Raw genomic sequence first — 22,701 nt, 5'->3', positions numbered from 1 at the left:
AGGCGCAGAACGACCAACATCATAGGGCAGGCCGTCCGGGGAGGGAGGGCCGCGCAAGGGAGAACCACCGCCGATGCCCAAGCTGATCTTCATCAACCTGCCGGTCGCCGACCTTCCGCGCTCCGTCGCCTTCTATGAGGCGGTCGGCGCGACCATGAACCCGCTGTTCTCGGACGAGACGGCGGCCTGCATGGTCTTTTCCGACACCATCCACGCCATGCTGCTGACGCATGAGAAGTGGGCGACCTTCACCGACCGCGCCATTCCGGACGCGCACAAGACGGCCCAGGTGCTGATCTGCGTGTCGGAGGACAGCCGCGACGGCGTCGACGCCGTGGTCGATCGCGCCGCCGCCGCCGGCGGCCAGGCCGATCCCAACGCCAGACAGGACTACGGCTTCATGTACGGCCGCAGCTACGCCGATCCCGACGGCCACATCTGGGAGGTCATGTGGATGGACCCGGAAGCCGCCGCCCAGGGGCCGGAAGCCTTCGCCTCTCAGGTCGGCGGGGGCTGAGTCATGAGCGACCTCTACGAACTCAGCGTCAGCCGCTTCATCAAGGCCCCGCCCGAGACGGTGTGGCGAGCCTGGACCCGACACGGGACCGAATGGTTCACCCCGCGCCCGTGGAGCACGGTGTCGGTCGACCACGACCTGCGTCCCGGCGGCCGCGCCGACGTCGTCATGCAGTCGCCCGAGGGCGAGCGGCATGAGTATCGCGGCGTGGTGCTGGAGGTGGAGCCGGGCCGCCGCCTGGTGACGACCGGCGCCTTCACCGAGGGCTGGATTCCGCAGCCGGGCGACATGAACTTCGTCCGCATCGACACGTTCGAGCTAGAGGGCGACGGCACGCGCTACACCGCCCGCGCCCGCCATTGGACCGAGCAGGCCATGCTGACCCACCGCGACATGGGCTTCGAGACCGGCTGGGGCGCCGCCGCCGACCAACTTGCCCAGGTCGCCGAAAACCTCACCCCGCAGGAGAGCGCGTCATGAACGACAAGATCATTCCCTGTATCTGGTACGACCTCGGCCAGGCGAAGAAGGCGGCCGAGTTCTACGTCTCGCTGGGTCTGCCCGACAGCCGCATCGACCGCGTCGTCGCCAGCCCCGCCGACAATCCGTCCAATCCCGAAGGCGCCGAACTGGTGGTCGAGTTCACCCTGGCGGGGCGACGCTACGTCGGGCTGAACGGCGGTCCGAATTTCCCCCAGACCGAGGCCGTGTCCTTCATGATCATGACCGACGACCAGGTCGAGACCGATCGCCTGTGGGACGCCATCGTCGGAAACGGCGGGGCCGAGAGCGCCTGCGGCTGGTGCAAGGACCGCTGGGGCGTGAACTGGCAGATCACGCCGCGCCGCCTGATGGCCTTCTACGAAGATCCCAACCCGGCCCGCGCCAAGGCCGCCTTCGAGGCGATGATGACGATGCACAAGATCGACATCGCCGCCATCGAGCGCGCCGCCGCCGAGGCCTGATCTTTGCGAGGAGAAGGCCCATGAGCCGCCTGATCTATTCCTATCTCGTCTCTCTGGACGGCTACGTCGCTGACAAGGATGGGGGGTTCGGCTGGGCCAGGCCGGACGAGGAGGTTCTAGCCTTCATCAATGCCCTGGAAGCGCCCATCCGCAGCTACCTTTACGGCCGGCGCATGTACGAGATGATGAAGGGTTGGGAACTGGATTCCCAGTACGCCGCAATGTCAGACGGAAGCGCCGATTTTGCCAAAATCTGGTCCGCCGCCGAGAAGATTGTCTATTCGACCTCGCTTCATGACATCGCCACCACAAAGACCCGGCTGAAATCCAGCTTCGATGCCGACGAAATTCGACGCTTGAAAATGGACGCGCCCACCGACATCGCCATCGGCGGCGCGACACTGGCGGCTCATGCCCTCAAGGCGGGCCTGGTGGACGAAATTCATGCGTTCATCGCACCAATCATCGTGGGCGGCGGGCTCGCGATGTTCCCTCCGGACCTGCGTCTGTCCCTGACCCTGACAGACGAGCGCAGGTTTCAGAACGGCATGACTTTCGTCCGATACGACGTCCACACCCCTTCCTGAGCCCAACCCAAGGAGACGACCCATGCCCTATGTCGACGGTTTCATCGCCGCCGTGCCGGATGACAAGAAGGACGCCTATCTGGAGCACGCCCGCACCGCCGCAGACATCTTCAAAGAGTTCGGCGCCGAGCGCGTGGTCGAATGCTGGGAGGACGACGTCCCCGATGGCAAGGTCACCGACTTCCGCCGGTCAGTTCAGCGCAAGGATGGTGAGAGCGTGGTGTTCTCGTGGATCGCCTGGCCCGACAAGGCGACGCGGGACGCGGGCTGGGCCAAAATGATGGAAGACCCTCGCATGGCGAATATGGAGATGCCGTTCGACGGCAAGCGCATGATCTACGGCGGCTTCACGCCCATCCTGGATATCTGAGGCGCCCGCGTGAATGAGAAAGGGCGGCTCCATCGCGAGCCGCCCTTTTTTTGTCAGCTGTCCAGGAAGCTCCGCAGCTTCCGCGACCGCGAGGGATGCTTGAGCTTGCGCAGGGCCTTGGCCTCGATCTGACGGATGCGCTCGCGGGTGACCGAGAACTGCTGGCCGACCTCTTCCAGGGTGTGGTCGGTGTTCATGCCGATGCCGAAGCGCATCCGCAGAACGCGCTCCTCGCGCGGGGTCAGCGAGGCCAGAACGCGGGTCGTCGTCTCGCGCAGGTTCGACTGGATGGCGGCGTCGATGGGCAGGACGGCGTTCTTGTCCTCGATGAAGTCGCCCAGGTGGCTGTCTTCCTCGTCGCCGATCGGAGTTTCCAGCGAGATCGGCTCCTTGGCGATCTTCAGCACCTTGCGGACCTTCTCCAGCGGCATGGCCAGGCGCTCGGCCAGCTCTTCCGGGGTCGCCTCGCGGCCGATCTCGTGCAGCATCTGGCGCTGGGTGCGGACGATCTTGTTGATCGTCTCGATCATGTGCACCGGAATACGGATGGTGCGCGCCTGGTCGGCGATCGAGCGGGTGATCGCCTGACGAATCCACCAGGTGGCGTAGGTCGAGAACTTGTAGCCGCGGCGGTACTCGAACTTGTCGACCGCCTTCATCAGGCCGATGTTGCCTTCCTGGATCAGGTCCAGGAACTGCAGGCCGCGGTTGGTGTATTTCTTGGCGATGGAGATGACCAGGCGCAGGTTGGCCTCGACCATCTCCTTCTTGGCCTGGCGGGCCTCGCGCTCGCCCTTCTGGACCATCTGCACGATGCGGCGATAGTCGTCGATCGGCACGCCCGCCTCGGTGGCGACGCTGGCGATATGGGTGCGGATGGCGTCGATCTGAGCGGCTTCGTTCTCGCTGAACTTGGTCCAGCGGACGCCCATCTCCTTGATGCGCTCAGCCCAGTTCGGATCCATTTCCGAACCGAAATAGGCCTTGAGGAACTCGGGCCGCGAGATGCCGTAGCCGTCGGCCAGACGCAGCAGGCGGCCTTCCTGGCCGATCAGGCGCTTGTTGATGGCGTACAGCTGCTCGACCAGCGCCTCGATGCGGGCGTTGTTCAGCTTCATCGTCTTCAGGCGGTCCGAGATGGACGCCGTCAGGGATTCATAGATCTTCTGGTCCTTGGCGGTCAGGACTTCGCCCTTCAGGCGCGCCTCGACCAGCTTGTCCTGCAGCTTGCGGAACTCGCCGAAATCGACGGCGATGGCGTCCAGCACCTCCATGACGCCGTCGCGCAGCTCGGCCTCCAGGGCCGAGATCGACATGGCGCCGCCGTCGTCGAAGTCCTCGTCGTCATCCTCTTCGCCGTCGCCGTCCGGCTCGCCGGTCGGCTGGGCCGGGGCGGGCTGGTTGTGCGGCAGGGACGAGGGATTCAGGATGCCGTAGGTGGCGTCCAGGTCGATCACTTCACGCAGCAGGATGCGGTTGTTGGCCAGTTCCTCGCGCCAGACCATAATGGCCTCAAAGGTCAGGGCGCTTTCGCAGAGCCCCGAGATCATGGCGTCGCGGCCGGCCTCGATGCGCTTGGCGATGGCGATCTCGCCCTCGCGGCTCAGCAGCTCGACCGAGCCCATCTCGCGCAGATACATCCGCACCGGATCGTCCGTGCGGTCATAGGCCGCCTTGGCCGGGGCTTCGGCGACCGAGGTCTCGGCGGCGGCGGCCACGTCGGTGCCGGTCGCCTCGGCGGCGTCCTCTTCGGCTTCGACGACGTTGACGCCCATCTCCGACAGCATGGCCAGGATGTCTTCGATCTGGTCCGGCGTGACTTCTTCGGACGGCAGAACCTTGTTCAGCTCCTCCATCGTCACGTAGCCGCGCGTCTTCGCCTGGCGGATGAATTTCTTCACCCCGGCGTCGGTGAGATCGAGCAGGGGCCCGTCGGCGTTGGTTTCGGCGTCCTGCGTCTCGGTCTGCGCGCTCATTCAGTCTGTCTCCACGGCCGGCCGGGGGTGATCAGTCCCCTGCGGCGAAAATACAACGCCCGACGACTTCGTTGGTTACGAAGAAGCCGAGTCTTCCCAAATCGTTCCGGTCTTGATGGCTCGCCGCAGGGCATCGCGCTCAGCCTTCACCAGAGCGAAAGCCGAGTTATCGAAGGCCCGATGAGCCTCCGACTTCGCTGAAGCCAGCGCCTCGTCCAACGCCGCTGCGCGGGTCAGAGCGTCGAACGCTTGCGACCACCGGATCCTCGCCTCGCCGAGGGGCTTGTCTGCAGCCAGGAATGGCGCGCCGGACTTCGCCGCCGCCTTCTCGACCTCGTGCATCAAGGCATCATGACCCGATTGGGCCAGATGGCGGCGCAGGGCGGCGGAGTCAAGGGTCCGACCCGAGAAACGCAATCGAACCAGTTCCTGGGCCAGCCCGTCCAGGGCCGGATCGCCGAAGCCGTAGCGCGCCACCGCCTCCATGTGATCGTCCAGCCGCTCCGGGTCGTCGATGGCGCCGTGGGCCAGGGCGGCGGCGATCGGCTCGACCGAGCGGAACAGCGCCTGCATGGCCTGCGCCCCCTCCACCGTCTGCCCCTGCAAGGGCGGCGGACCGTGCCAGCGCCCGCCCGGCCCCGGCCGTCCGCCCGACTGCGGCGGCCGCTGCTGTTGCTGACGCGGGAACAGGGCGTCGAAGCGGTCGAACAGGTCGCGCCTGTATTGCTCGGCCAGATCCTTGTCCTGCACGGCGTTGGCCGCCTGACGCAGACGCCCCTTCAGCCCCGCCTTGCGCTCGGGCGTGTCGAGCGGTTCGGCCTCGACCTCGCGGCGGAACAGCACCTCGGCGAAGGGCCGGGTCGTCGCCATCGCCTGACGCAGGGCGGGTGCCCCGCGATCGCGCAGAATGTCGTCCGGATCCTGCCCGCCCTCCAGCAGGGCGAAGCGGAACGACTTGCCCGGCTTCAGCAGCGGCAGCGCCCGCTCGATCGATCGATAGGCGGCCCGCAGGCCCGCCGCGTCGCCGTCGAAACTCAGCACCGGCTCGGCTGACACGCGCCACAGACGCTCCATCTGCTCCTCGGTCAGGGCCGTGCCCATCGGCGCGACCGCAGGCAGGCCCGCCCGGTGGCAGGCGATGACATCCATATAGCCTTCGACGACGATGATGCCCTGCTCGCCCCGGCTCTCGGCGCCCATGATCCGCCGCGCTTCCGGCAGGCCGTACAGGGTCGCCCCCTTGTGAAACAGCGAGGTCTCCGGCCCGTTCAGATACTTCGCCCGGTCGTCCGGGTTCATCGCCCGGCCGCCGAAGCTGACGATGCGCCCGCGCGCGTCCAGGATCGGGAACATCAGCCGGTCACGGAAGCGGTCATAGGGCTGACCCCCGCCTTCCGGCGCGATCAGCATCCCCGCCTCGACCAGATCGCCCGGCCGCGCCCCGCGCTGGACCAGCGCCTGCTTCAGCCCCTCGCGGTCGTTGGGCGCATAACCCAGGCCGAAACGCTCCCACTGGTCTTCCGGCAGGCCGCGCTTTTCCAGATATTCGCGCGCCGCCTTGCCGACGCTGCGGCGCAGATTGGCGGCGAACCACTTCTGGGACAGATCCATCCAGTCGGCCAGGCCCTGGCGCTTCTGCTCGCGCTCGGCGGCCTGAGGGTCTTCGGCGGGCAACTGCATGCCCGCCTCGCCCGCCAGGCGGCTGACCGCCTCGACGAAGCTGAGCCGCTCCGTCTCCTGCAGGAAGCTGATGACGTCGCCGTGCTTGCCCGAGCTGAAGTCGTGGAAGAAGCCCTTGTCGTCATTGACGAAGAAGCTGGGCGACTTCTCCTTCGAGAAGGGGCTCAGGCCGACGAACTCGCGTCCCTGACGCTTGAGCTTCACCGTCCGCCCGATGATGTCGGACGGCCGAAGGCGGGCCTTCAGCTCCTCGATGAACCGTTCGTCAAATCGCACGCCTGACCTATGCCGTCCGATGGCGGGCAAAGGCCAGCCCTCGCCCGCTCGCCGCGACGACGGCCCCCGACCAAAACACCGCCTGGGGATAAGTCCGTGGACAACCGCCTGACTTCCTTCTGTCGCACGACTGGGCTTTAAGTCGTTCCAGCCCTGCCGGAGCCCTTGCGATCATGCACCGATTTCGTCTGCTTGTTCTGTTGCTGCTGCCCGCCGTCTTCCTGACCCTCGGCGCCTGCCAGACCATTCCGCGCCCGGCCTTCGACGCCGCCGATCTGGCCGCCGCCAGCCCGCCCTGGCGCTACGACTTCCTGACCCCCGAGGCCCGCGACCGCTTCGTGCGCGAGACGGTCAACACCCAGAACGCCACCCGCGATGGAACCTTCGACATCCTGGCCCTGTCCGGCGGCGGGGCCAACGGCGCCTATGGCGCGGGCGTCATGGTCGGCTGGAGCCAGGCCGGAAACCGGCCCCAGTTCGAGGTGGTGACGGGCGTTTCGACCGGCGCCCTGATCGCCCCCTTCGTCTTCGCAGGCCCGCGCTTCGATCCGGCGCTGGAGCACGCCTACACCAGCGGCCAGACCGATGACCTGCTGAAGTCGCGCGGCGTGCTGGCCCTGATGCTGCCCGGCGTCTTCAAGCCCGAGCCCCTGACCAATCTGGTGCTGAACAACATCTCGCCCGAGCTGCTGGCGGCCATCGCCGAGGAGCACCGCAAGGGCCGCCGCCTCTATGTCTCGACCACCAGCCTGGACACCCAGACCCAGGTCGTCTGGGACATGGGCGCCATCGCCCAGCGCACCGACCCGGCCTCGCGCCTGCTGTTCGTCAATGTGCTGATCGCCTCGGCCAGCATCCCCGGCGCCTTCCCGCCCGTCCTGCTGGACGTCGAGCATCAGGGCCGCCGCATTCAGGAACTGCACGTCGACGGCGGCACGGTCTCCAGCTTCCTGGTCGTGCCCCAGGCCCTGCTGCTGGAGACGCCCGACGCCCGCCCCCTGGGCGACGCCCGCATCTGGGTCGTGGTCAACGGCAAGTGGGATCCGCGTTTCGAGGTCTCGCGCATCTCGGCGATCAGCATCGCCGCCCGCAGCTTCGACACCATGATGAAGGCCCTGCAGCGCTCCGACCTGACCGCCATCACCCAGTTCGCCCGCCGCTATGACCTGACCCTGTCGGTGGCGGCCATCCCCGACCACGTCGAGGCCAACACCCTGGACTTCACCCAGGCCCACATGACCGCCCTGTTCCAGGCGGGCGAGAACGAGGCCCAGGCCGGTCGCGCTTTCGAGCGGCGCGTTGATCCGTCGGAACCACGTCAATCCCGCCGCCGCCACAGGGAACAAACGCCGCCGGCGGTCGTCATCACCCCGCCTGTCGGTTAGGAATCGGTTAACCATATTGTCCGCAATGCGGCCACAACCACCTGATTACGAACAATATTTTTCGTATAACGGCGGAACTGTCCACAGAGCCTGTGGATTCTTCCTGCACCCCTGAGAAGCAGGGACTGTTCCAGACGGAGCCGCCGCAGACCGCGAACGACGCCGTTGTCAGATGGGTTTTCTCATGTTCATCGCCATCGCCCGCCCGGCGGTGGAGCCCCAAGGCCCCGACGCCGTCGCCGTCCCCGGCTCTCCCGCTGTTCCCCTGCTCAAGCCTCGCGCCCTGCACGCCCGCCTGCTGGCCAACGCCGCCCTGCGGCGTCAACGCGGCTGGCTGCGGCGGCAGGAGGATCGCCGCGAGGACGCCGACTACTGGCTGCACGCCGCCGTCATCGCCATCGGCAAGGCGGCCGCCTTGCGTCGCGCCGAACCTGCGTCCCTGCCCTAGAGGCTCAACGCAGTTCGGGCAGGCGCCGCGCCAGGGATTCCTTCAGCTTGCGGCCGCGCTCGGACAGGCTCTTGCCACGGCGCCGTTCGCGCACCTCAAAGCCCTGGCCCCAGCGTTCGTGCATGGCGGCCATCAGGGCCGGGTGACGGTCGTACTGGTGCACGATCGCGCTGGTCCCGCCGTCCGGGTTCACGATCCGGCCGTCCGCCAGCGACAGGGTCTCGCTCGACGTCAGGCCGATCGTGGAGATCCGGCCGTAGTTGGCCGCCGCCTCCCCCTCGACCAGTCCCAGATGCAGGGCGATGTTGCAGGCCGCCTGATCGGCCCCGAAGGCGCCGCCGATCTCGGATCGGGGAATGGCCGCCAGCATCAACAGGGTGCGGCAGAAGCGGATCATGCACTCGCGCGGCCCCATGACGGTGCCGACGCAGACGCACGGCTTGTCCGCCAGGGCGCGCGCCACGTCCTCGCCGCCGACGCCACGCAGGTATTTCATGTTGAAGGCATGCCCCTTCAGGCCCCCGTCGTACTCGACGAAGAATTCCGGCCTGGCGGGCGGCGGATCAAACGGCGGCGCCTGGAAGACCACGTCTCGCACATCGGTCAGCAGGACGCTGCGCGCCCAGGGCCGTTCGCTCATCAGCATGTCGAAGGCGGCGAACCGCTGCATCACCGGATGCGGGCGCCAGGCGCTGTTGCACAGGCACGCGGGCGGTACGGACTCCACGTCATGCTCGGCCAGGAAGGCCAGCAGCTCAGGCTCCTGATCCGTCACCAGCACCACCGGGCCGGCGTAGACCGCGCGCAATGAGCGCACGAAGACCGCCACGTCGGCGGCCTCATACCCTGTGGCGTAGCCCAGGATCAGATCATGCTCGGCCGCCGCAGCAGCGAGAGAGGCCCCCCTCTCCCCTGCGATCGCAGCAGAAACCCAACCGAGATAAGCGGACTTCGCTGCGGGAGCCCCCATTTACGCCCTCATGGAATCCACGAAACGCTTGAACAGATAGAGGCTGTCGGTCGGACCCGACGAGGCCTCCGGGTGATGCTGTACGCTGAACACGGGTTTATCCTTCAGCGCAATCCCGCAATTCGTATCATCGAAAAGCGACACATGGGTTTCAACCACGGCCTCGGGCAGGCTGTCGCGGTCGACCGAGAACTCGTGGTTCATCGACACGATCTCGACCTTGCCCGTGGTCAGATCCTTGACCGGGTGGTTGGCGCCGTGGTGGCCCTGCTCCATCTTCAGCGTCTTGGCGCCCAGGGCGATGGCCAGCATCTGGTGGCCCAGGCAGATGCCCATCAGCGGCTTGCCGCTGTCCAGCAGCTTCCTGATCTCGGGCACGGCGTACTCGCCGGTCGCGGCCGGATCGCCCGGACCGTTCGACAGAACCACGCCGTCGGGGTTGCGGGCCAGAATCTCTTCCGCCGTGGTCGAGGCGGGGACCACGGTGATCTTCACCCCGGTCGAGGCCAGGGCGCGCAGGATGTTGCGCTTCACGCCGTAGTCGACGACCACCACCGACTTGTCGCCGGCCTCGGGCTGGGCGTAACCGGTCGGCCATTCCCAGGCGCCCTCGGTCCATTCGAAGGCCTGAGTGGTCGAAGCGTCCTTGGCCAGGTCCAGGCCGACCAGGCCCTTCCAGTCGCGCGCCTGGGCCGTCAGGGCCTCCAGGTCGAACCGGCCTTCGGGGTCATGGGCGATGACGGCGTGCGGAGCGCCCTTCTCGCGGATCAGCTGGGTCAGGGCGCGGGTGTCGACGCCCGCCAGGCCGATGACGCCGCGCGACTTCATCCAGGCGTCCAGCCCGCCCGAGGCGCGCCAGTTGGCCGGATCAGTCGGCACGTCGCGCAGGATGACGCCGCGCGCCGCGCGCTCGGGCGCCTCGCCGATCTGCTCGACGTCTTCCAGGTTCACGCCGACATTGCCGATGTGCGGGAAGGTGAAGGCCAGGATCTGGCTCATGTACGAAGGGTCGGTCAGGATTTCCTGATAGCCCGTCATCGAGGTGTTGAAGACCACCTCGCCGAGGGCCGAGCCGGTCGCCCCGACGCCGATCCCCGACAGGACCGTTCCATCTGCGAGCACGAGGACGCCGGTGGCGCCGGACAGGATTTGAGTCGTCATGGCGCAGGGCTCCTAGCAGTGAATACGGGCGGACAAACGGCGGCGTCGCTAAAGAGATGAAGAGGCCGTGTCAACACGGCCTCTGATTATGCCGCCTGGAAGCGTCCCTGTCGCTTGCGAACCCACAGCCAGGCCAGGCTGGTCACGGCGAAGAAGCCGACGCTGGGCCAGATGTAGCCGCCCGCCGCCGCCGCGACCGCAAAGGCCGAGAACACCGCCCCGCCGACGGCCAGCAGACGCCAGCCCGGCTTGGTCGTCAGCTTCCACAGCGTCACCGAGCACAGGGCGTAGAGGCACAGCGTCAGCACCGAAGTCACGCCGATCAGCACGCCGAACTGCTGGCCCAGGGTCGGCTGGGCGCTGGCGATCACCATGGCGCTCATGATGACGCCGTTGATCAGGGGATTGGACAGGGGCGTCTTGCCCTTCTGCGCCCCGCCGAACCAGCGCGGCAGCCACCCGGCCTCGGCCGAGGCGCGCGCCGTCTCGCCGCCCATCATGGTCCAGCCCGCGATGGTGCCGGTCGCCTTGATAACGGCGCAGGCCGCCACCAGCCCGGCCACCGAGGCCCCCATGACCCGCGCCACCAGATCGGCGTAGGGGCTGGTCGAATGGGCCAGGACATCGGCCGGAATGACGCCGAACACCGCCACGCTGGCCGCCACATAGACGACGAAGGCCAGCAGAACCCCGCCCAGCGAGGCGCGGCCCACGTCGGTCGCCGGATTCTTCACCTGGCTGGACAGGGCCGCCGCGCTCTCGACGCCCAGGAAGGCCCAGAAGATCACGGCCAGCGACGCCGGAACCGTCTTCATCAGCGGCTCGCCCGCCGGGCTCCACGAGGCGGCGAAGGTGTCGCCGCTGAAGGCGATGACGCCGGCGATGATGGCCAGACCGATCGGGATCAGCCCCAGCACCAGGGTGATCGCCCCGAACCGCGCCGCCGTCTTCGACCCGGCCGCATAGGCCGCCGTGGTCAGCCAGATCAGCGCCAGATTGCTGACCGCGCCCCACATCGGCTCCTTCAGCGCCGGAAAGAAGAAGGCCAGATAGCCGGTCCCCGCCACCGCCACGGCGACGTTGCCGGTCAGGCAGGCGGCCCAATAGGCCAGCCCCGTCTGATAGCCCAGGAACCGCCCCAGACCGCGCCGGGCGAAGTCCGACAGGCCGTCGGCCTCCGGCTGCATCCGCCCCAGACCGCCGAACACCAGCGCCAGCGTCACCGCACCGATCCCGCAGACCAGCCAGCCGATGACGCTGCTGCTGCCGGTCGGCGCCAGGGTGGCGGGCAGCAGGTAAACGCCCGATCCGATCATGTTCCCCGCCACCACCAGGGCGGCCAGGCCCCAGCCGATGCGGTGCGAGGGTTCAGGCAGGATGTCGACTTGGCTCATGCTCGCCGCATAGACCGAAATGTCGCAGCCGTCGCCATGAAGATTTTCCCGCCTTCCCTTCAGGATGAGCGGGACAGGGAACCATGCTAATGCCCCGGCCAGAAGTTCTGGAGCCTCCCCCATGCCCGTCACCACGGTCGGCCTCGATGCCGACGACACCCTCTGGCACAATGAGACCATCTTCCGCCTGAGCCAGAAGCGGTTCGCCGAACTTCTGGCCGACCACGCCGAAGAGCCGGTGATGATGGACCGCCTGGCCCAGGTCGAGCGCCGCAACCTGCGGCTCTATGGCTACGGCGTGAAGGGCTTCACCCTGTCGATGCTGGAGACGGCGATGGAGCTGTGCGACGGCTCCGCCCCGCCCCACATCGTGCGCGAGATCCTGGCCGCCGGTCGCGAGATGCTGGTCCACCCGGTCGAGACCCTGCCCGGCGTCGCGGAAGCCGTCGCCGATCTATCGACGCGATACCGCCTCATTCTGATCACGAAGGGCGATCTGATGGATCAGGAACGCAAGCTCGCCGCCTCCAGACTCGGCGACTACTTCTCTGGCGTCGAGATTGTGTCCGAAAAGGATCGTTTGACCTATGAAACGATCTTTTCGCGCCATGGCGTTGCACCAGACGACGCAGCTATGGTGGGAAATTCCATGAAGTCGGATGTTCTCCCGGCAATCGCTGCGGGCGCCTGGGGAATCCATATTCCGTACCATATTACCTGGGCCCATGAGCTCGCCGACGCGCCCGAAAGCCACCCTCGCTACGTCAGCCTGAGCCGTTTCGACGAGGTTCCGGACCGGCTGCGCACGCTCAACCCGTAACACGATTTCTTTGCCCAATTTCGAACGCAAATTGCCTCAATTGACGCAATAACGAGACACAATTCCGTCTTTATTGGACAAAATTCGTCCCAAATTTGCAACACGGCAACATTACCGTCGCACTTGCTCCACATCGCGCATGATCCAACTTGACCCGACACGGATGAGGCAATCCTGTGGCGGATCATGGTTCATACCGTGTCGTTATGTGAGGCTTAACTGTATGCGATTCACCCGCTCCCGCCTTCTGGGCAGCACTGTCCTGATCGGCGCCCTCGTCGCCGCCGGCGCCGTTTCCGCCCAGGTCGTCGAACAACCCACCTCAGACGCCCAAGCCACCGAAGTCGGTGAAATTGTCGTCACTGGTTCGCGTATCCGTCGTAGCGCCGCCAATGCGCCGACGCCGCTGATCCAGGTCACGCAGGAGGAAATCCTGTCGACGGGCCAGACCAGCCTGATCGATTACCTGTCCACCATCCCGGCCCTGCAGAACTCGACGGTGCCGTCCGACACCACGGGCTCCAGCCTGAACGCCGGCGGCCTGTCGCTGGCCAACCTGCGTTCGCTCGGCTCCAACCGCACCCTGACCCTGGTCGATGGACGCCGTCACGTCGGCTCATCGGGCGGCGACCTGTCGGTTGACGTCGACACCATCCCGCGCCTGCTGATCCAGAACGTCGAAATCATCACCGGCGGCGCCTCGTCGGTTTACGGCGCAGACGCCGTCTCGGGCGTGCTGAACTTCATCCTCAAGAAGGATTTCGAAGGCCTGGAGATCGACGCCAACTACGGTCAGATCAACGACAACGGCGAAGCCACCCGCCGCATCTCGGGTCTGATCGGCAAGAACTTCATGGACGATCGCCTGAACGTCTATGCTCACGCCGAGTACGAGAAGATCGACAACGTCGATTCGATGGACATCGACTGGATCCGTCGCGGCCCGATCCGTCTGGCCATCGACGCCGACCCGACCAACCGTCCGTACGACGGCCTGCTGGACGCCGGCGTCTTCTACGGCGTGAACCGCCTGGACATCGTGCCGTGGGGCCAGACCACCCTGGCCAACCTGCAGCGTCCCAGCGACCTGACCAACCCGAACGTGCCTTACGAGAACTGCCTCCCCGGCGGCAACTTCTCCTACGCCGCCAACTGCTTCGGCATCATGCCGGGCAAGACCTTCTGGTATGAAAACGGCGGCGCCCGCCCGGCCAACTTCGGCCAACGCGTCGGCAACGTCGGCATCAACCGCCCGTACAACATCGGCGGCGACGGCATGCCGCTGGGCGAAGTCGCCGGCTTCAGCCGCGTTCCGGCTTCGGAGTCGCAGCGTTATCAGGTCGGGACCAACTTCAAGATCACCGACTCGATCAACTTCCACGCGTCGGCCAAGTACGTCACCGAAGAAACCTTCATGCGCGGCCAGCGGACGTTCTTCGACGTCGATCTGGACAACGACTCCTACGACGCTGGTCAAACCAACTCCATCTGGGGTTCGTCCGCTTTCGACCTGCGCTGGGATGACAACGCCTTCCTGCCGCAGACGGTGAAGGACGCCATCGCCAACAACCGCATCGACATCTATGCGCCGCCGACCGCCGCGAACGCCGGCGAACTGATCGGCACCGAAAGCCTGCCGATCGCGCGTCACACCTTCTTCGGTCCGCAACGCACGCAAGCCAACACCCGCGACATCCAACGCTATGTCGTCGGCTTCGACGGCAACCACGGCCCCGTGGGCTTCGCCAAGTCGCTGTCCTGGGATCTGGGCTACACCTACGGCAAGGCCGAGATCGAGAACATCGAACGCGCCGTCGACAGCCAGCGCATGGCCCTGGCCGCTGACGCCGTTGTCGATACGGCCGGCATCATGGGCACCCCGGGCGCCATCGTCTGCCGTTCGTCGTTGATGAACGCTCGCGGCGACGCCGTCATCGCCGACCGTCACCGTGGCGGCGACCTGCGCGACACCGAGTACGGCCGCAACGCCATCGCTCAGTGCACCCCGCTGAACATCTTCGGCGCGGGCAACCAGTCGGCTGAAGCTCTGGAATACGTCGACGCCTTCGTTCGCGTCGAGGAGATGAACGAACAGCACCAGGCCATCGGCTCGATCTCGACCGAGCTGTGGGACTTCTGGGGCGCGGGCAACCTCGGCTTCGCCTTCGGCGGCGAATGGCGCAAGGAAAGCACTTCGGCCGTTGGCCGCAGCACCACCGCCGGCGACCGTCTGCTGTTCCTGAACGGCGGCGCGGACTTCCCGGAAGTCAGCTACGAGTCCAAGGAACTGTTCACCGAAGTCTCGGTGCCGCTGTTCCGCGACTCCAAGCTGGGCGAGTACGCCGAACTCAGCGGCTCGTACCGCTGGGCCGACTATTCGACCGTCGGCAACGTCGATGTCTATGGCGTGAACCTGGTCTACCGTCCGATCCGCGACATCACCTTCAAGACCAGCTTCAACTCCTCGGTTCGCGTGCCGAACCTGGGTGAGAACTTCTCGCCGTACGGCGAAACGTTCGCCAACAACTTTGTCGACCCCTGCTCCACCGCCGCGATCGCTGGTCTTGACGACCAGGAGACCAAGGCCAACCGCGTGAAGAACTGCACGACCCTGGCCGCTCAACAAGGCCTGTCGTTCGACTTCGCCGGCGCCACGGCCACCAACACCGACGACTTCCGTCCGAACTACACTTCGGGCCTGACGGGCGTCTCGGGCGGCAACCCGGACCTGCAACCGGAAGAGTCGGAATCGTTCACCTTCTCGACCGTCTTCCAGCCCCGCTTCGCGCCGGGCCTGACCGTGTCGCTGGACTACTATGAGATCAGCATCGACAAGGTCATCGCCTCGGTGTCGGCCGCCGGCATCGCCGCCAACTGCGTCAGCGGCGCCGAACTCAACATGGACGCCTGTAACTCGGTCTTCCGCAACAACCCGAACATTCCGTTCGGCGTCGGCGCGCCGAACGGCGATCCGATCGGCGGCTTCATCGAGCGTTCGTTCAACTACGCCGCTCTGGAAACCCGTGGTCTCGACTTCGGCGCCAACTATTCGTGGGACACCGCGGATTGGGGCAAGAACTGGGGCGCCTTCGACTGGCGTCTGAACGGTTCGTGGCTGATCGAGCAGAAGCAGTTCCTGAACGAGTCCGATCCGTCGGATTATGATGAACTGGCCGGCAGCATCACCCTGAGCGGCACCAATGCCTATCCGCGTGTCCGCCTGGCATCGTCGCTGTCCTGGCGTCCGAACGACATCTGGAATGTCAACTGGACGGCCGACTGGCAGTCGAGCGCGAACATCGTTCGCGCCCGCAACTTCATCAACAACGCCGACTCTCGTCTGGGTGACCAGATGGAAACCGGCGCCTTCACGCGCCACGACATCACGGTTCGCTACAATGTCCGTGACGACCTGACGTTGCGCGCCGGCGTGGTGAACCTGTTTGACGCGGAACAGCGCGACATCCTGGGCACCACCATCTACTCGAACTACGACCCCTACGGCCGTCGCTTCTTCGTCGGCCTGAACTTCCGTCCCTTCTAAGAACGGACAAGGTTCGAAAATCTGCGGGGCGGTCCTTACGGGCCGCCCCGTTTTTCTTGCGCGAAGGGGCAAGCCCCCATCTTCGCGCAAGCTCGCCAGGTTCGGGATCCGTCTATCGCGCGCATGCTGACAATAGGGTCTTGCCCCCCGGCCCCTCCCTCTCTAAACGGGCCGCTTAACCGACAACCCAAACGGATCGGCCGCGAGCGCGCTCGCGCCCGTCCGTCTGCGCGCGTGGAGACCGCCGCCCTGACCTGCCAAGAAGAAATGGCCAGCCACGAAGAAAAGGACGCCATGGTGCGCGCCGCGCTCGCAGAGCAGGGCGACAGCGGGATCACTCCGCGCCATACGCTGTTCTACTTCTACGGCGAGGAAGAGGCGCACGGCGACCTGTGCGAGGTGGCCCGCCGTGCGGGCTTCCTGACGCGGGGCCAGGGCGACATGACCGTCCTGGAGACCACCATGCCGGTCGACGAGGCGTCGTTTTCGCCTGTGTCGGCCATGATGCAAACCTGGGCCGCGGCCTTCCAGCTCGACTACGACGGCTGGGAGTGCGCGGTCGTGACGAACTGAGACGAACGCCGATGCCCAAGCGCACAGACATCAAGTCCATCCTGATCATCGGCGCCGGCCCGATCGTCATCGGCCAGGCGTGCGAGTTCGACTATTCGGGCGTTCAGGCCTGCAAGGCGCTGAAGGCCGAGGGCTACCGGGTCATCCTGGTCAACTCGAACCCCGCCACCATCATGACCGACCCGGAGGTGGCCGACGCCACCTATATCGAGCCGATCACGCCCGAGATGGTCGAGAAGATCATCGCCAAGGAGAAGCCGGACGCCCTGCTGCCCACCATGGGCGGTCAGACGGCGCTGAACACGGCGCTGGCTCTGAACGCCTCGGGCGCCCTGGCCCGTCACGGCGTCGAGATGATCGGCGCCAAGGCCGAGGTCATCGACAAGGCCGAGGACCGTCAGAAGTTCCGCGACGCGATGGACAAGCTGGGTCTGGAATCGCCCCGCTCGCGCGCCATCCACCACATTGAGGAAGCCGACGACGCCCTCGCCTTCGTCGGCCTGCCCGCCATCATCCGCCCGTCCTTCACCCTGGCCGGCACCGGCGGCGGCATCGCCTATAATGTCGAGGAATTCCACGAGATCGTGGAGCGGGGCCTGGACCTGTCGCCGACCACCGAAGTGCTGATCGAGGAGTCGGTGCTGGGCTGGAAGGAATATGAGATGGAGGTCGTCCGCGATCATGCGGACAACTGCATCATCATCTGCTCGATCGAGAACATCGACCCGATGGGCGTCCACACCGGCGACAGCATCACCGTCGCCCCGGCCATGACGCTGACGGACAAGGAATATCAGATGATGCGCGCGGCCTCGATCGCCGTGCTGCGCGAGATCGGGGTCGAGACGGGCGGCTCGAACGTCCAGTTCGCGGTCAACCCCAAGGACGGCCGCCTGGTCGTCATCGAGATGAACCCGCGCGTGTCGCGCTCCTCGGCGCTGGCGTCCAAGGCCACCGGCTTCCCGATCGCCAAGATCGCCGCCAAGCTGGCCGTCGGCTATACGCTGGACGAGCTGAAGAACGACATCACCATGGTGACCCCGGCCAGCTTCGAGCCGGCCATCGACTATGTCGTCACCAAGATTCCGCGCTTCGCCTTCGAGAAATATCCGGGCTCCGAGCCGTCGCTGACCACGGCGATGAAGTCGGTCGGCGAAGTCATGGCCATCGGCCGCACCTTCCAGGAATCCATGCAGAAGGCCCTGCGCGGGCTGGAGACGGGTCTGAACGGCTTCGACGACATCGAGATCGACGGCGTGGCCGGAGCCGAGGACGACGCTGCGATCAAGGCCGCCGTCATCCGCGCGCTGGGCCTGCCGACGCCGGACCGCATCCGCGTCATCGCCCAGGCCTTCCGCCACGGCCTGACCGTGGAAGAAGTTCAGGCCGCCTGCGCCTATGAGCCGTGGTTCCTGCGCCAGATCGCCGACCTGATCCGCACCGAAGGCCACGTCCGCGTTCAGGGCCTGCCCACGGACGCCACCAACTTCCGCAAGCTGAAGGCCAAGGGCTTCTCCGACGCCCGTCTGGGCGCCCTGACCGGCAAGACCGAGGGCGAGGTCCGCAAGGCCCGCCGCGCCCTTGACGTGCGCCCGGTGTTCAAGCGCATCGACACCTGCGCCGCCGAGTTCGCCAGCGCCACCGCCTATATGTATTCGACCTATGAGACCGCCGCCCTGGGCCAGATCCCGGCCTGCGAGGCCGAGGTGTCGGACCGCAAGAAGGCCGTCATCCTGGGCGGCGGACCGAACCGCATCGGCCAGGGCATCGAGTTCGATTACTGCTGCTGCCACGCGGCCTTCGCCTTCGACGACATCGGCGTCGAGAGCATCATGGTCAACTGCAACCCCGAGACGGTCTCGACCGACTACGACACCTCCGACCGCCTGTATTTCGAGCCGCTGACGGCCGAGGACGTGCTGGAGCTGATCGACGTCGAACGCTCGAAGGGCGAGTTGATCGGCGTGGTCGTCCAGTTCGGCGGCCAGACCCCGCTGAAGCTGGCCCATGCGCTTCAGGAAGACGGCGTGCCGATCCTGGGCACCAGCGTCGACAGCATCGACCTGGCCGAGGACCGCGAGCGCTTCCAGCAGATGCTTCAGGCCATCGGCCTGCAACAGCCGCCCAACGCCCTGGCCCGCTCCGCTGAAGAAGCCGCGATCAAGGCCGAGGAGGTCGGCTATCCGGTCGTCCTGCGCCCGTCCTATGTGTTGGGCGGCCGCGGCATGATGATCGTCCACGACCGCGAGGGTCTGGACCGTTACGTCGGCGAGGCCATGCGCGTCTCGGGCGACGACCCCGTGCTGATCGACCACTATCTGAACCGCGCCACCGAGGTGGATGTCGACGCCCTGTGCGACGACGAGACCGTCTTCGTCGCCGGCGTTCTGGAGCATATCGAGGAAGCTGGCGTCCACTCGGGCGACAGCGCCTGCTCCATGCCGCCCTTCTCCCTGCGCCCCGAAACCGTGGCCGAGCTGAAGCGCCAGACCACCGCCATGGCCAAGGCCCTGAAGGTGCGCGGCCTGATGAACGTGCAGTTCGCCATCGAGGAGCCGCACAGTGAGAACCCGCGCATCTTTGTCCTCGAAGTGAACCCGCGCGCCAGCCGCACGGCGCCCTTCGTCGCCAAGACCATCGGCCAGCCGGTCGCCGCCATCGCCGCCAAGGTCATGGCCGGGGTTCCGCTGTCGTCCTTCGGTCTGGTCGACAAGGAACTGGACCACATCGCGGTCAAGGAAGCCGTCTTCCCCTTCGCCCGCTTCGCCGGAGTCGACACCATCCTGGGCCCGGAAATGCGCTCGACCGGCGAGGTCATGGGCCTGGACTGGAAGCGCGAAGGCGAGGCCGACCTGGCTCCCGCCTTCGCCCGCGCCTTCGCCAAGTCCCAGACCGGCGGCGGCACCATCCTGCCGACCGAGGGCACGGCCTTCGTCTCGGTGCGCGACGCCGACAAGCCCTTCATCGTCGAGGCGGTGAAGACCCTGCTGGCGCAAGGCTTCGCCGTCATCGCCACCGGCGGCACCCACAGCTACCTGACCGAACAGGGCCTTGAGGTCGGTCTGGTCAAGAAGGTGCTGGAAGGCCGTCCCAACATCGTCGACGCCATGAAGAACGGCGAGGTCCAGCTGGTCTTCAACACCACGGACGGCAAGCAGGCCCTGGCCGACAGCTTCTCGATCCGCCGCACCGCGCTGATGATGAAGATCCCCTACTACACCACGGCGTCCGGCTCGCTTGCCGCCGCCCAGGCCATCGCCGCCGTCCGCCACGGCGAAATGGATGTGCGCCCTATCCAGAGCTACAACTGAGATCAGGCCCCGTGCTGAACAACAGCCCCCGGCGAGCGATCGCCGGGGGCTTTTTCGTGGCCCCGCCTAGGCGCCGCCATCACCCTATAGTCGCCGTCATCCTCGGGCTTGACCCGAGGATGACGGCAGAGAGTGTGCATGCGCGTCATAACGCCCGAGCCCGCCGTGACCCTGAGCGTCGAAGGCCCGGTCCGGGCCGCAGAAGCCCTGATGCCCAAACGCCAGGCAAGGGCGCTGAACCCGGCGGCGTCCCGGCCGTTCCTCTAAGGAACCCGCTTCCAGAGGAAACGCCGCCCATGCCCCTGTCTCGCCTTTCCACCCTGCTGGGCGGCCTGCTGCTGTCACGCCGAGGACGCAGTCTGGCCGCCCGCCACGCGGGCAAGATCGCCCTGGCGACCCTGGCTTGGCGGCTGTGGAAGAGCCGCCGCGCGCCGATCCAGGGCGCGCCGCCGGGCGGAGGGGCCGCCCGCGCGCCGCACCGGCGTCAGCGCTGGAGCGGACGGCGCCGCTGACCGCACTGTATCAGGCAGAGGAAACCTCGATCGGCCGTCCGCGTTAACCTCTCATGCGTCTGTCCGTTATCCAGGTCATCGCCGCCCTGTTCGCGGCCGTCTGTCTCGTCATCGCCTTCATCGCCGCGGGGGTCGCGGTCGTATCGGGCGTCTTCATGCTTCTGGCCGTCGCCGCCCTGGGCTTCATCGCCTGGACGGCCCTGCGACGCGCGTTCAGCAAGGATCGCGGGCCGTCGTCCCCGCCCGCACCGCCCTCCGGGCCGTAAGAAAACGTTGAAACACGGCTGCGCGCTTGCGCCGCGCCGGGCGGCGCCGTTTCGCCATCTTGAGTTTGGGCGTCGGGCGCCCTACCTTCCTTGGCCGGTCACGCAACGCCCCCGTGGCCGCAGCGGTACCGGAACGTCTCTCACCTGTCTTCGGGCGTAGCAAGAAACTCACGACACAATGGAAAAAGTGCCGATGACGGCCGAGGGATATCGCTCCCTCGACGATCAACTCAAGCAATTGAAATCGGTGGAACGACCCAGCGTGATCGCCGCCATCGCGGAAGCCCGCGAACATGGCGATCTGTCTGAAAACGCCGAATACCACGCAGCCAAGGAACGCCAGGGCTGGATCGAAGGCTCGATCGCCGAGATCGAGGACAAGCTGTCGCGCGCCCAGGTGATCGACGTGTCCAAGCTGTCGGGCAACCAGGTCAAGTTCGGCGCCACCGTCACCTTCGTGGACGAGGACACCGAGGAAGAGGGCGTCTATCAGATCGTCGGCGAACACGAAGCCGATGTGAAGCTGGGCAAGATCTCCATCGCCTCGCCGATCGCCCGCGCCCTGATCTCGAAAGAGGTCGGCGACGTGGTCGAGGTCAACACGCCCGGCGGCGTGAAGGCCTATGAGATCCTCAAGGTCGAGTGGAAGTAACCTCCGCCGACATCGAGGCTGAAGGCAGGGCGCGCGGCACAGCCGCGCGCCCTCTTTCCATCTGGGTCGTGTCCGACGGCCGCAGCGGCATCCAGAACCAGGCCCTGGGGCTGGCCGAGGCCGTCGCCCGCCTGACCCCGGCCGAAATCAAGATCCAGACCGTCCGCTGGCGCCCCGCCTTCGACCGCTGGCCGTCGGCGCTGAAGACCCCCGCCATGCTGGCGCCGGGGTCGTTCGATCCGCGCGCCGTGACGCAATGGCCCGACCTGTGGATCGCCACGGGCCGCGCCAGCCTGCCGCTGTCGGCGCGCGTGCGCGACTGGAGCGGCGGCAAGACCTTCGTCGTCCAGACCCAGGATCCGCGCTGGCGCAACGACCGTTACGACCTGATCGTCGCCCCAGCCCATGACAGCCTCAACGGCCCCAACGTCCTGTCGATCACCGGCAGCCCGCACCGCATCACCCGCGAGCGTCTGGCCGAGGCCGCGCCCGCCTTCGCCGCGCGCATCGCCCCCCTGCCCCATCCGCGCGTGGCGGTGATGGTGGGCGGAGCGTCCGCCGCCTTCGACCTGCCGCCCGCCCACGCCGCCGACCTGGCCGAGCGGATCGCCGAGACCGTATCGGCCGCGAACGGCGCCCTGTTGCTGACCTATTCGCGCCGCACGCCCGAAGCCGCCAAGGCGGCGATGACCGAACGCCTGTCGGCCCTGCCCGGCTGGATCTGGGACGGCGAGGGCGACAACCCCCTGTTCGCCATGCTGGACGGCGCCGACCACATCCTCGTCACCGAGGACAGCGCCAACATGGCCGCCGAGGCCGCCTCGACCGGCAAACCCGTCCACATCCTGCCGATGGTCGCGAAGAAGGCGCCGGGCAAGTTCGCCCGCCTGCACGCCGATCTTCAGGCGCGCGGCGCCGCCCGCCCCTTCGACGGCGCCCTGACGCCGTGGACCTATGAACCGCTGAACGAGACCGAACGCGCGGCCCGCGCCGTGCTGGCGGCGATACGTCGAGGCTAGTCGTCGCCGCCGGTGCCTCCGCTTCCACCGTCGCTGTGGTGGCTGTTCACGCTGGGAACGCCGTCCGTCAGCGGCGCAGCCTCTTCGGTCTTCTTGTCCGCTCGCTTGACGCCGCTCAGCCCCATCAGGGCCACGCCCAGACCCGAACCGATGGCCACGCCCAGCGCCAGCCACATCGCCAGATTGTCGGTCGCCGCGCCGATCCCGGCGCCGATCGCGATGCCCGCGCCGATGCCGACCGGCATCCAGACCGCCTTGTTCACCTGCTTCATCTC

22 protein-coding genes are annotated in these 22,701 nt (G+C 66.8%); 16 read left to right on the top strand and 6 right to left on the bottom strand.

What is annotated here, in order from left to right; genetic code table 11:
* Nucleotides 1-73 precede the first annotated feature (73 nt).
* Genes ABC419_RS04565 through ABC419_RS04545 form a run of 5 tightly spaced genes read left to right on the top strand, consistent with a single transcriptional unit; the run spans nucleotide 74 to nucleotide 2,439 of the window.
* Nucleotides 74-517, top strand: coding sequence for a VOC family protein (locus ABC419_RS04565; RefSeq protein WP_412876208.1), 444 nt, complete (start codon nucleotides 74-76; stop codon nucleotides 515-517).
* Nucleotides 518-520: 3 nt separating this feature from the next.
* Nucleotides 521-997: an SRPBCC family protein gene (locus ABC419_RS04560; RefSeq protein WP_412876209.1), complete on the top strand. Its 477-nt coding sequence runs from the start codon at nucleotides 521-523 to the stop codon at nucleotides 995-997.
* Nucleotides 994-1,482, top strand: coding sequence for a VOC family protein (locus tag ABC419_RS04555; protein ID WP_412876210.1), 489 nt, complete (start codon nucleotides 994-996; stop codon nucleotides 1,480-1,482). The genes ABC419_RS04560 and ABC419_RS04555 overlap by 4 nt, the downstream gene beginning before the upstream one ends.
* 20 nt (nucleotides 1,483-1,502) lie before the next feature.
* Complete coding sequence (locus ABC419_RS04550; protein WP_412876211.1) at nucleotides 1,503-2,069, top strand: dihydrofolate reductase family protein; 567 nt, start codon at nucleotides 1,503-1,505, stop codon at nucleotides 2,067-2,069.
* 22 nt (nucleotides 2,070-2,091) lie between these two features.
* Nucleotides 2,092-2,439 (top strand): DUF1428 domain-containing protein, encoded by a 348-nt coding sequence (locus ABC419_RS04545; protein ID WP_412876212.1) that lies wholly within the window; start codon nucleotides 2,092-2,094, stop codon nucleotides 2,437-2,439.
* Between the two features lie 53 nt (nucleotides 2,440-2,492).
* Here the strand turns inward: ABC419_RS04545 and rpoD are convergent, their stop codons facing one another.
* Nucleotides 2,493-4,415 (bottom strand): RNA polymerase sigma factor RpoD, encoded by a 1,923-nt coding sequence (rpoD, locus tag ABC419_RS04540; RefSeq protein ID WP_315026731.1) that lies wholly within the window; start codon nucleotides 4,413-4,415, stop codon nucleotides 2,493-2,495.
* A gap of 75 nt (nucleotides 4,416-4,490) precedes the next feature.
* A complete protein-coding gene (dnaG, locus tag ABC419_RS04535) occupies nucleotides 4,491-6,371 on the bottom strand; it encodes a DNA primase (protein WP_412876213.1) in 1,881 nt (626 codons plus the stop codon).
* A 173-nt stretch (nucleotides 6,372-6,544) separates the two neighbouring features.
* On the opposite strand from dnaG, the gene ABC419_RS04530 reads away from it, so the two are divergent.
* A complete protein-coding gene (locus ABC419_RS04530) occupies nucleotides 6,545-7,756 on the top strand; it encodes a patatin-like phospholipase family protein (protein WP_412876214.1) in 1,212 nt (403 codons plus the stop codon).
* Between the two features lie 184 nt (nucleotides 7,757-7,940).
* A complete protein-coding gene (locus tag ABC419_RS04525) occupies nucleotides 7,941-8,204 on the top strand; it encodes a hypothetical protein (RefSeq protein WP_412876215.1) in 264 nt (87 codons plus the stop codon).
* Between the two features lie 4 nt (nucleotides 8,205-8,208).
* On the opposite strand, the gene ABC419_RS04520 is transcribed toward ABC419_RS04525, so the two are convergent.
* The 3 genes from ABC419_RS04520 to ABC419_RS04510 all read right to left on the bottom strand — a co-directional run bounded on the left by ABC419_RS04520 (nucleotide 8,209) and on the right by ABC419_RS04510 (nucleotide 11,729).
* Nucleotides 8,209-9,174, bottom strand: coding sequence for a hypothetical protein (locus ABC419_RS04520; protein WP_412876216.1), 966 nt, complete (start codon nucleotides 9,172-9,174; stop codon nucleotides 8,209-8,211).
* Nucleotides 9,175-10,335, bottom strand: coding sequence for a glutamine-hydrolyzing carbamoyl-phosphate synthase small subunit (carA, locus tag ABC419_RS04515; RefSeq protein ID WP_412876217.1), 1,161 nt, complete (start codon nucleotides 10,333-10,335; stop codon nucleotides 9,175-9,177).
* An 86-nt stretch (nucleotides 10,336-10,421) separates the two neighbouring features.
* Nucleotides 10,422-11,729, bottom strand: a complete 1,308-nt coding sequence (locus ABC419_RS04510) for an amino acid permease (protein ID WP_412876218.1) — start codon at nucleotides 11,727-11,729, stop codon at nucleotides 10,422-10,424.
* Between the two features lie 121 nt (nucleotides 11,730-11,850).
* On the opposite strand from ABC419_RS04510, the gene ABC419_RS04505 reads away from it, so the two are divergent.
* The 9 genes from ABC419_RS04505 to ABC419_RS04465 all read left to right on the top strand — a co-directional run bounded on the left by ABC419_RS04505 (nucleotide 11,851) and on the right by ABC419_RS04465 (nucleotide 22,426).
* Nucleotides 11,851-12,549: an HAD family hydrolase gene (locus tag ABC419_RS04505; RefSeq protein ID WP_412876219.1), complete on the top strand. Its 699-nt coding sequence runs from the start codon at nucleotides 11,851-11,853 to the stop codon at nucleotides 12,547-12,549.
* A 223-nt stretch (nucleotides 12,550-12,772) separates the two neighbouring features.
* Entirely contained in the window at nucleotides 12,773-16,093 is a 3,321-nt protein-coding gene (locus ABC419_RS04500; RefSeq protein ID WP_412876220.1) for a TonB-dependent receptor domain-containing protein, read from the top strand.
* A 267-nt stretch (nucleotides 16,094-16,360) separates the two neighbouring features.
* Entirely contained in the window at nucleotides 16,361-16,666 is a 306-nt protein-coding gene (locus tag ABC419_RS04495; RefSeq protein ID WP_412876221.1) for a ribonuclease E inhibitor RraB, read from the top strand.
* Nucleotides 16,667-16,677: 11 nt separating this feature from the next.
* Entirely contained in the window at nucleotides 16,678-19,977 is a 3,300-nt protein-coding gene (gene carB / locus ABC419_RS04490) for a carbamoyl-phosphate synthase large subunit (RefSeq protein WP_412876222.1), read from the top strand.
* A 138-nt stretch (nucleotides 19,978-20,115) separates the two neighbouring features.
* Nucleotides 20,116-20,244, top strand: coding sequence for a hypothetical protein (locus tag ABC419_RS04485; RefSeq protein WP_412876223.1), 129 nt, complete (start codon nucleotides 20,116-20,118; stop codon nucleotides 20,242-20,244).
* 29 nt (nucleotides 20,245-20,273) lie between these two features.
* Nucleotides 20,274-20,489 carry a cysteine protease gene (locus ABC419_RS04480; RefSeq protein WP_412876224.1) on the top strand — a complete coding sequence of 72 codons (216 nt, stop codon included), beginning with the start codon at nucleotides 20,274-20,276 and terminating at the stop codon, nucleotides 20,487-20,489.
* Between the two features lie 53 nt (nucleotides 20,490-20,542).
* Nucleotides 20,543-20,755, top strand: a complete 213-nt coding sequence (locus tag ABC419_RS04475) for a hypothetical protein (RefSeq protein WP_200167031.1) — start codon at nucleotides 20,543-20,545, stop codon at nucleotides 20,753-20,755.
* Between the two features lie 178 nt (nucleotides 20,756-20,933).
* Nucleotides 20,934-21,407, top strand: a complete 474-nt coding sequence (gene greA, locus ABC419_RS04470; RefSeq protein WP_087139933.1) for a transcription elongation factor GreA — start codon at nucleotides 20,934-20,936, stop codon at nucleotides 21,405-21,407.
* Complete coding sequence (locus tag ABC419_RS04465; protein ID WP_412876225.1) at nucleotides 21,398-22,426, top strand: mitochondrial fission ELM1 family protein; 1,029 nt, start codon at nucleotides 21,398-21,400, stop codon at nucleotides 22,424-22,426. The genes greA and ABC419_RS04465 overlap by 10 nt, the downstream gene beginning before the upstream one ends.
* Here ABC419_RS04465 and ABC419_RS04460 read toward each other — a convergent pair.
* The gene (locus ABC419_RS04460; protein WP_412876226.1) at nucleotides 22,423-22,698 is read right to left on the bottom strand and encodes a glycine zipper domain-containing protein; all 276 of its coding nucleotides are present in this window, start codon (nucleotides 22,696-22,698) and stop codon (nucleotides 22,423-22,425) included. The genes ABC419_RS04465 and ABC419_RS04460 overlap by 4 nt on opposite strands.
* Between the last annotated feature and the right edge of the window lie 3 nt (nucleotides 22,699-22,701).

The sequence above is a fragment of the Brevundimonas phoenicis genome, from assembly GCF_047237745.1.
Classification (GTDB): domain Bacteria; phylum Pseudomonadota; class Alphaproteobacteria; order Caulobacterales; family Caulobacteraceae; genus Brevundimonas.
Note: the sequence above shows the minus strand (reverse complement) of the source record. Positions and strands in the feature narration are given on the sequence as shown.

Excerpts from the sequence above, each read along its gene's own strand:
- ABC419_RS04565 (WP_412876208.1), top strand. The coding sequence starts at position 74 with ATGCCCAAGCTGATCTTCATCAACCTGCCGGTCGCCGACCTTCCGCGC.
- ABC419_RS04560 (WP_412876209.1), top strand. The coding sequence starts at position 521 with ATGAGCGACCTCTACGAACTCAGCGTCAGCCGCTTCATCAAGGCCCCG.
- ABC419_RS04555 (WP_412876210.1), top strand. The coding sequence starts at position 994 with ATGAACGACAAGATCATTCCCTGTATCTGGTACGACCTCGGCCAGGCG.
- ABC419_RS04550 (WP_412876211.1), top strand. The coding sequence starts at position 1,503 with ATGAGCCGCCTGATCTATTCCTATCTCGTCTCTCTGGACGGCTACGTC.
- ABC419_RS04545 (WP_412876212.1), top strand. The coding sequence starts at position 2,092 with ATGCCCTATGTCGACGGTTTCATCGCCGCCGTGCCGGATGACAAGAAG.
- rpoD (WP_315026731.1), bottom strand. The coding sequence starts at position 4,415 with ATGAGCGCGCAGACCGAGACGCAGGACGCCGAAACCAACGCCGACGGG.
- ABC419_RS04530 (WP_412876214.1), top strand. The coding sequence starts at position 6,545 with ATGCACCGATTTCGTCTGCTTGTTCTGTTGCTGCTGCCCGCCGTCTTC.
- ABC419_RS04525 (WP_412876215.1), top strand. The coding sequence starts at position 7,941 with ATGTTCATCGCCATCGCCCGCCCGGCGGTGGAGCCCCAAGGCCCCGAC.
- ABC419_RS04520 (WP_412876216.1), bottom strand. The coding sequence starts at position 9,174 with ATGGGGGCTCCCGCAGCGAAGTCCGCTTATCTCGGTTGGGTTTCTGCT.
- carA (WP_412876217.1), bottom strand. The coding sequence starts at position 10,335 with ATGACGACTCAAATCCTGTCCGGCGCCACCGGCGTCCTCGTGCTCGCA.
- ABC419_RS04510 (WP_412876218.1), bottom strand. The coding sequence starts at position 11,729 with ATGAGCCAAGTCGACATCCTGCCTGAACCCTCGCACCGCATCGGCTGG.
- ABC419_RS04505 (WP_412876219.1), top strand. The coding sequence starts at position 11,851 with ATGCCCGTCACCACGGTCGGCCTCGATGCCGACGACACCCTCTGGCAC.
- ABC419_RS04500 (WP_412876220.1), top strand. The coding sequence starts at position 12,773 with ATGCGATTCACCCGCTCCCGCCTTCTGGGCAGCACTGTCCTGATCGGC.
- ABC419_RS04495 (WP_412876221.1), top strand. The coding sequence starts at position 16,361 with ATGGCCAGCCACGAAGAAAAGGACGCCATGGTGCGCGCCGCGCTCGCA.
- carB (WP_412876222.1), top strand. The coding sequence starts at position 16,678 with ATGCCCAAGCGCACAGACATCAAGTCCATCCTGATCATCGGCGCCGGC.
- ABC419_RS04485 (WP_412876223.1), top strand. The coding sequence starts at position 20,116 with ATGCGCGTCATAACGCCCGAGCCCGCCGTGACCCTGAGCGTCGAAGGC.
- ABC419_RS04480 (WP_412876224.1), top strand. The coding sequence starts at position 20,274 with ATGCCCCTGTCTCGCCTTTCCACCCTGCTGGGCGGCCTGCTGCTGTCA.
- ABC419_RS04475 (WP_200167031.1), top strand. The coding sequence starts at position 20,543 with ATGCGTCTGTCCGTTATCCAGGTCATCGCCGCCCTGTTCGCGGCCGTC.
- greA (WP_087139933.1), top strand. The coding sequence starts at position 20,934 with ATGGAAAAAGTGCCGATGACGGCCGAGGGATATCGCTCCCTCGACGAT.
- ABC419_RS04460 (WP_412876226.1), bottom strand. The coding sequence starts at position 22,698 with ATGAAGCAGGTGAACAAGGCGGTCTGGATGCCGGTCGGCATCGGCGCG.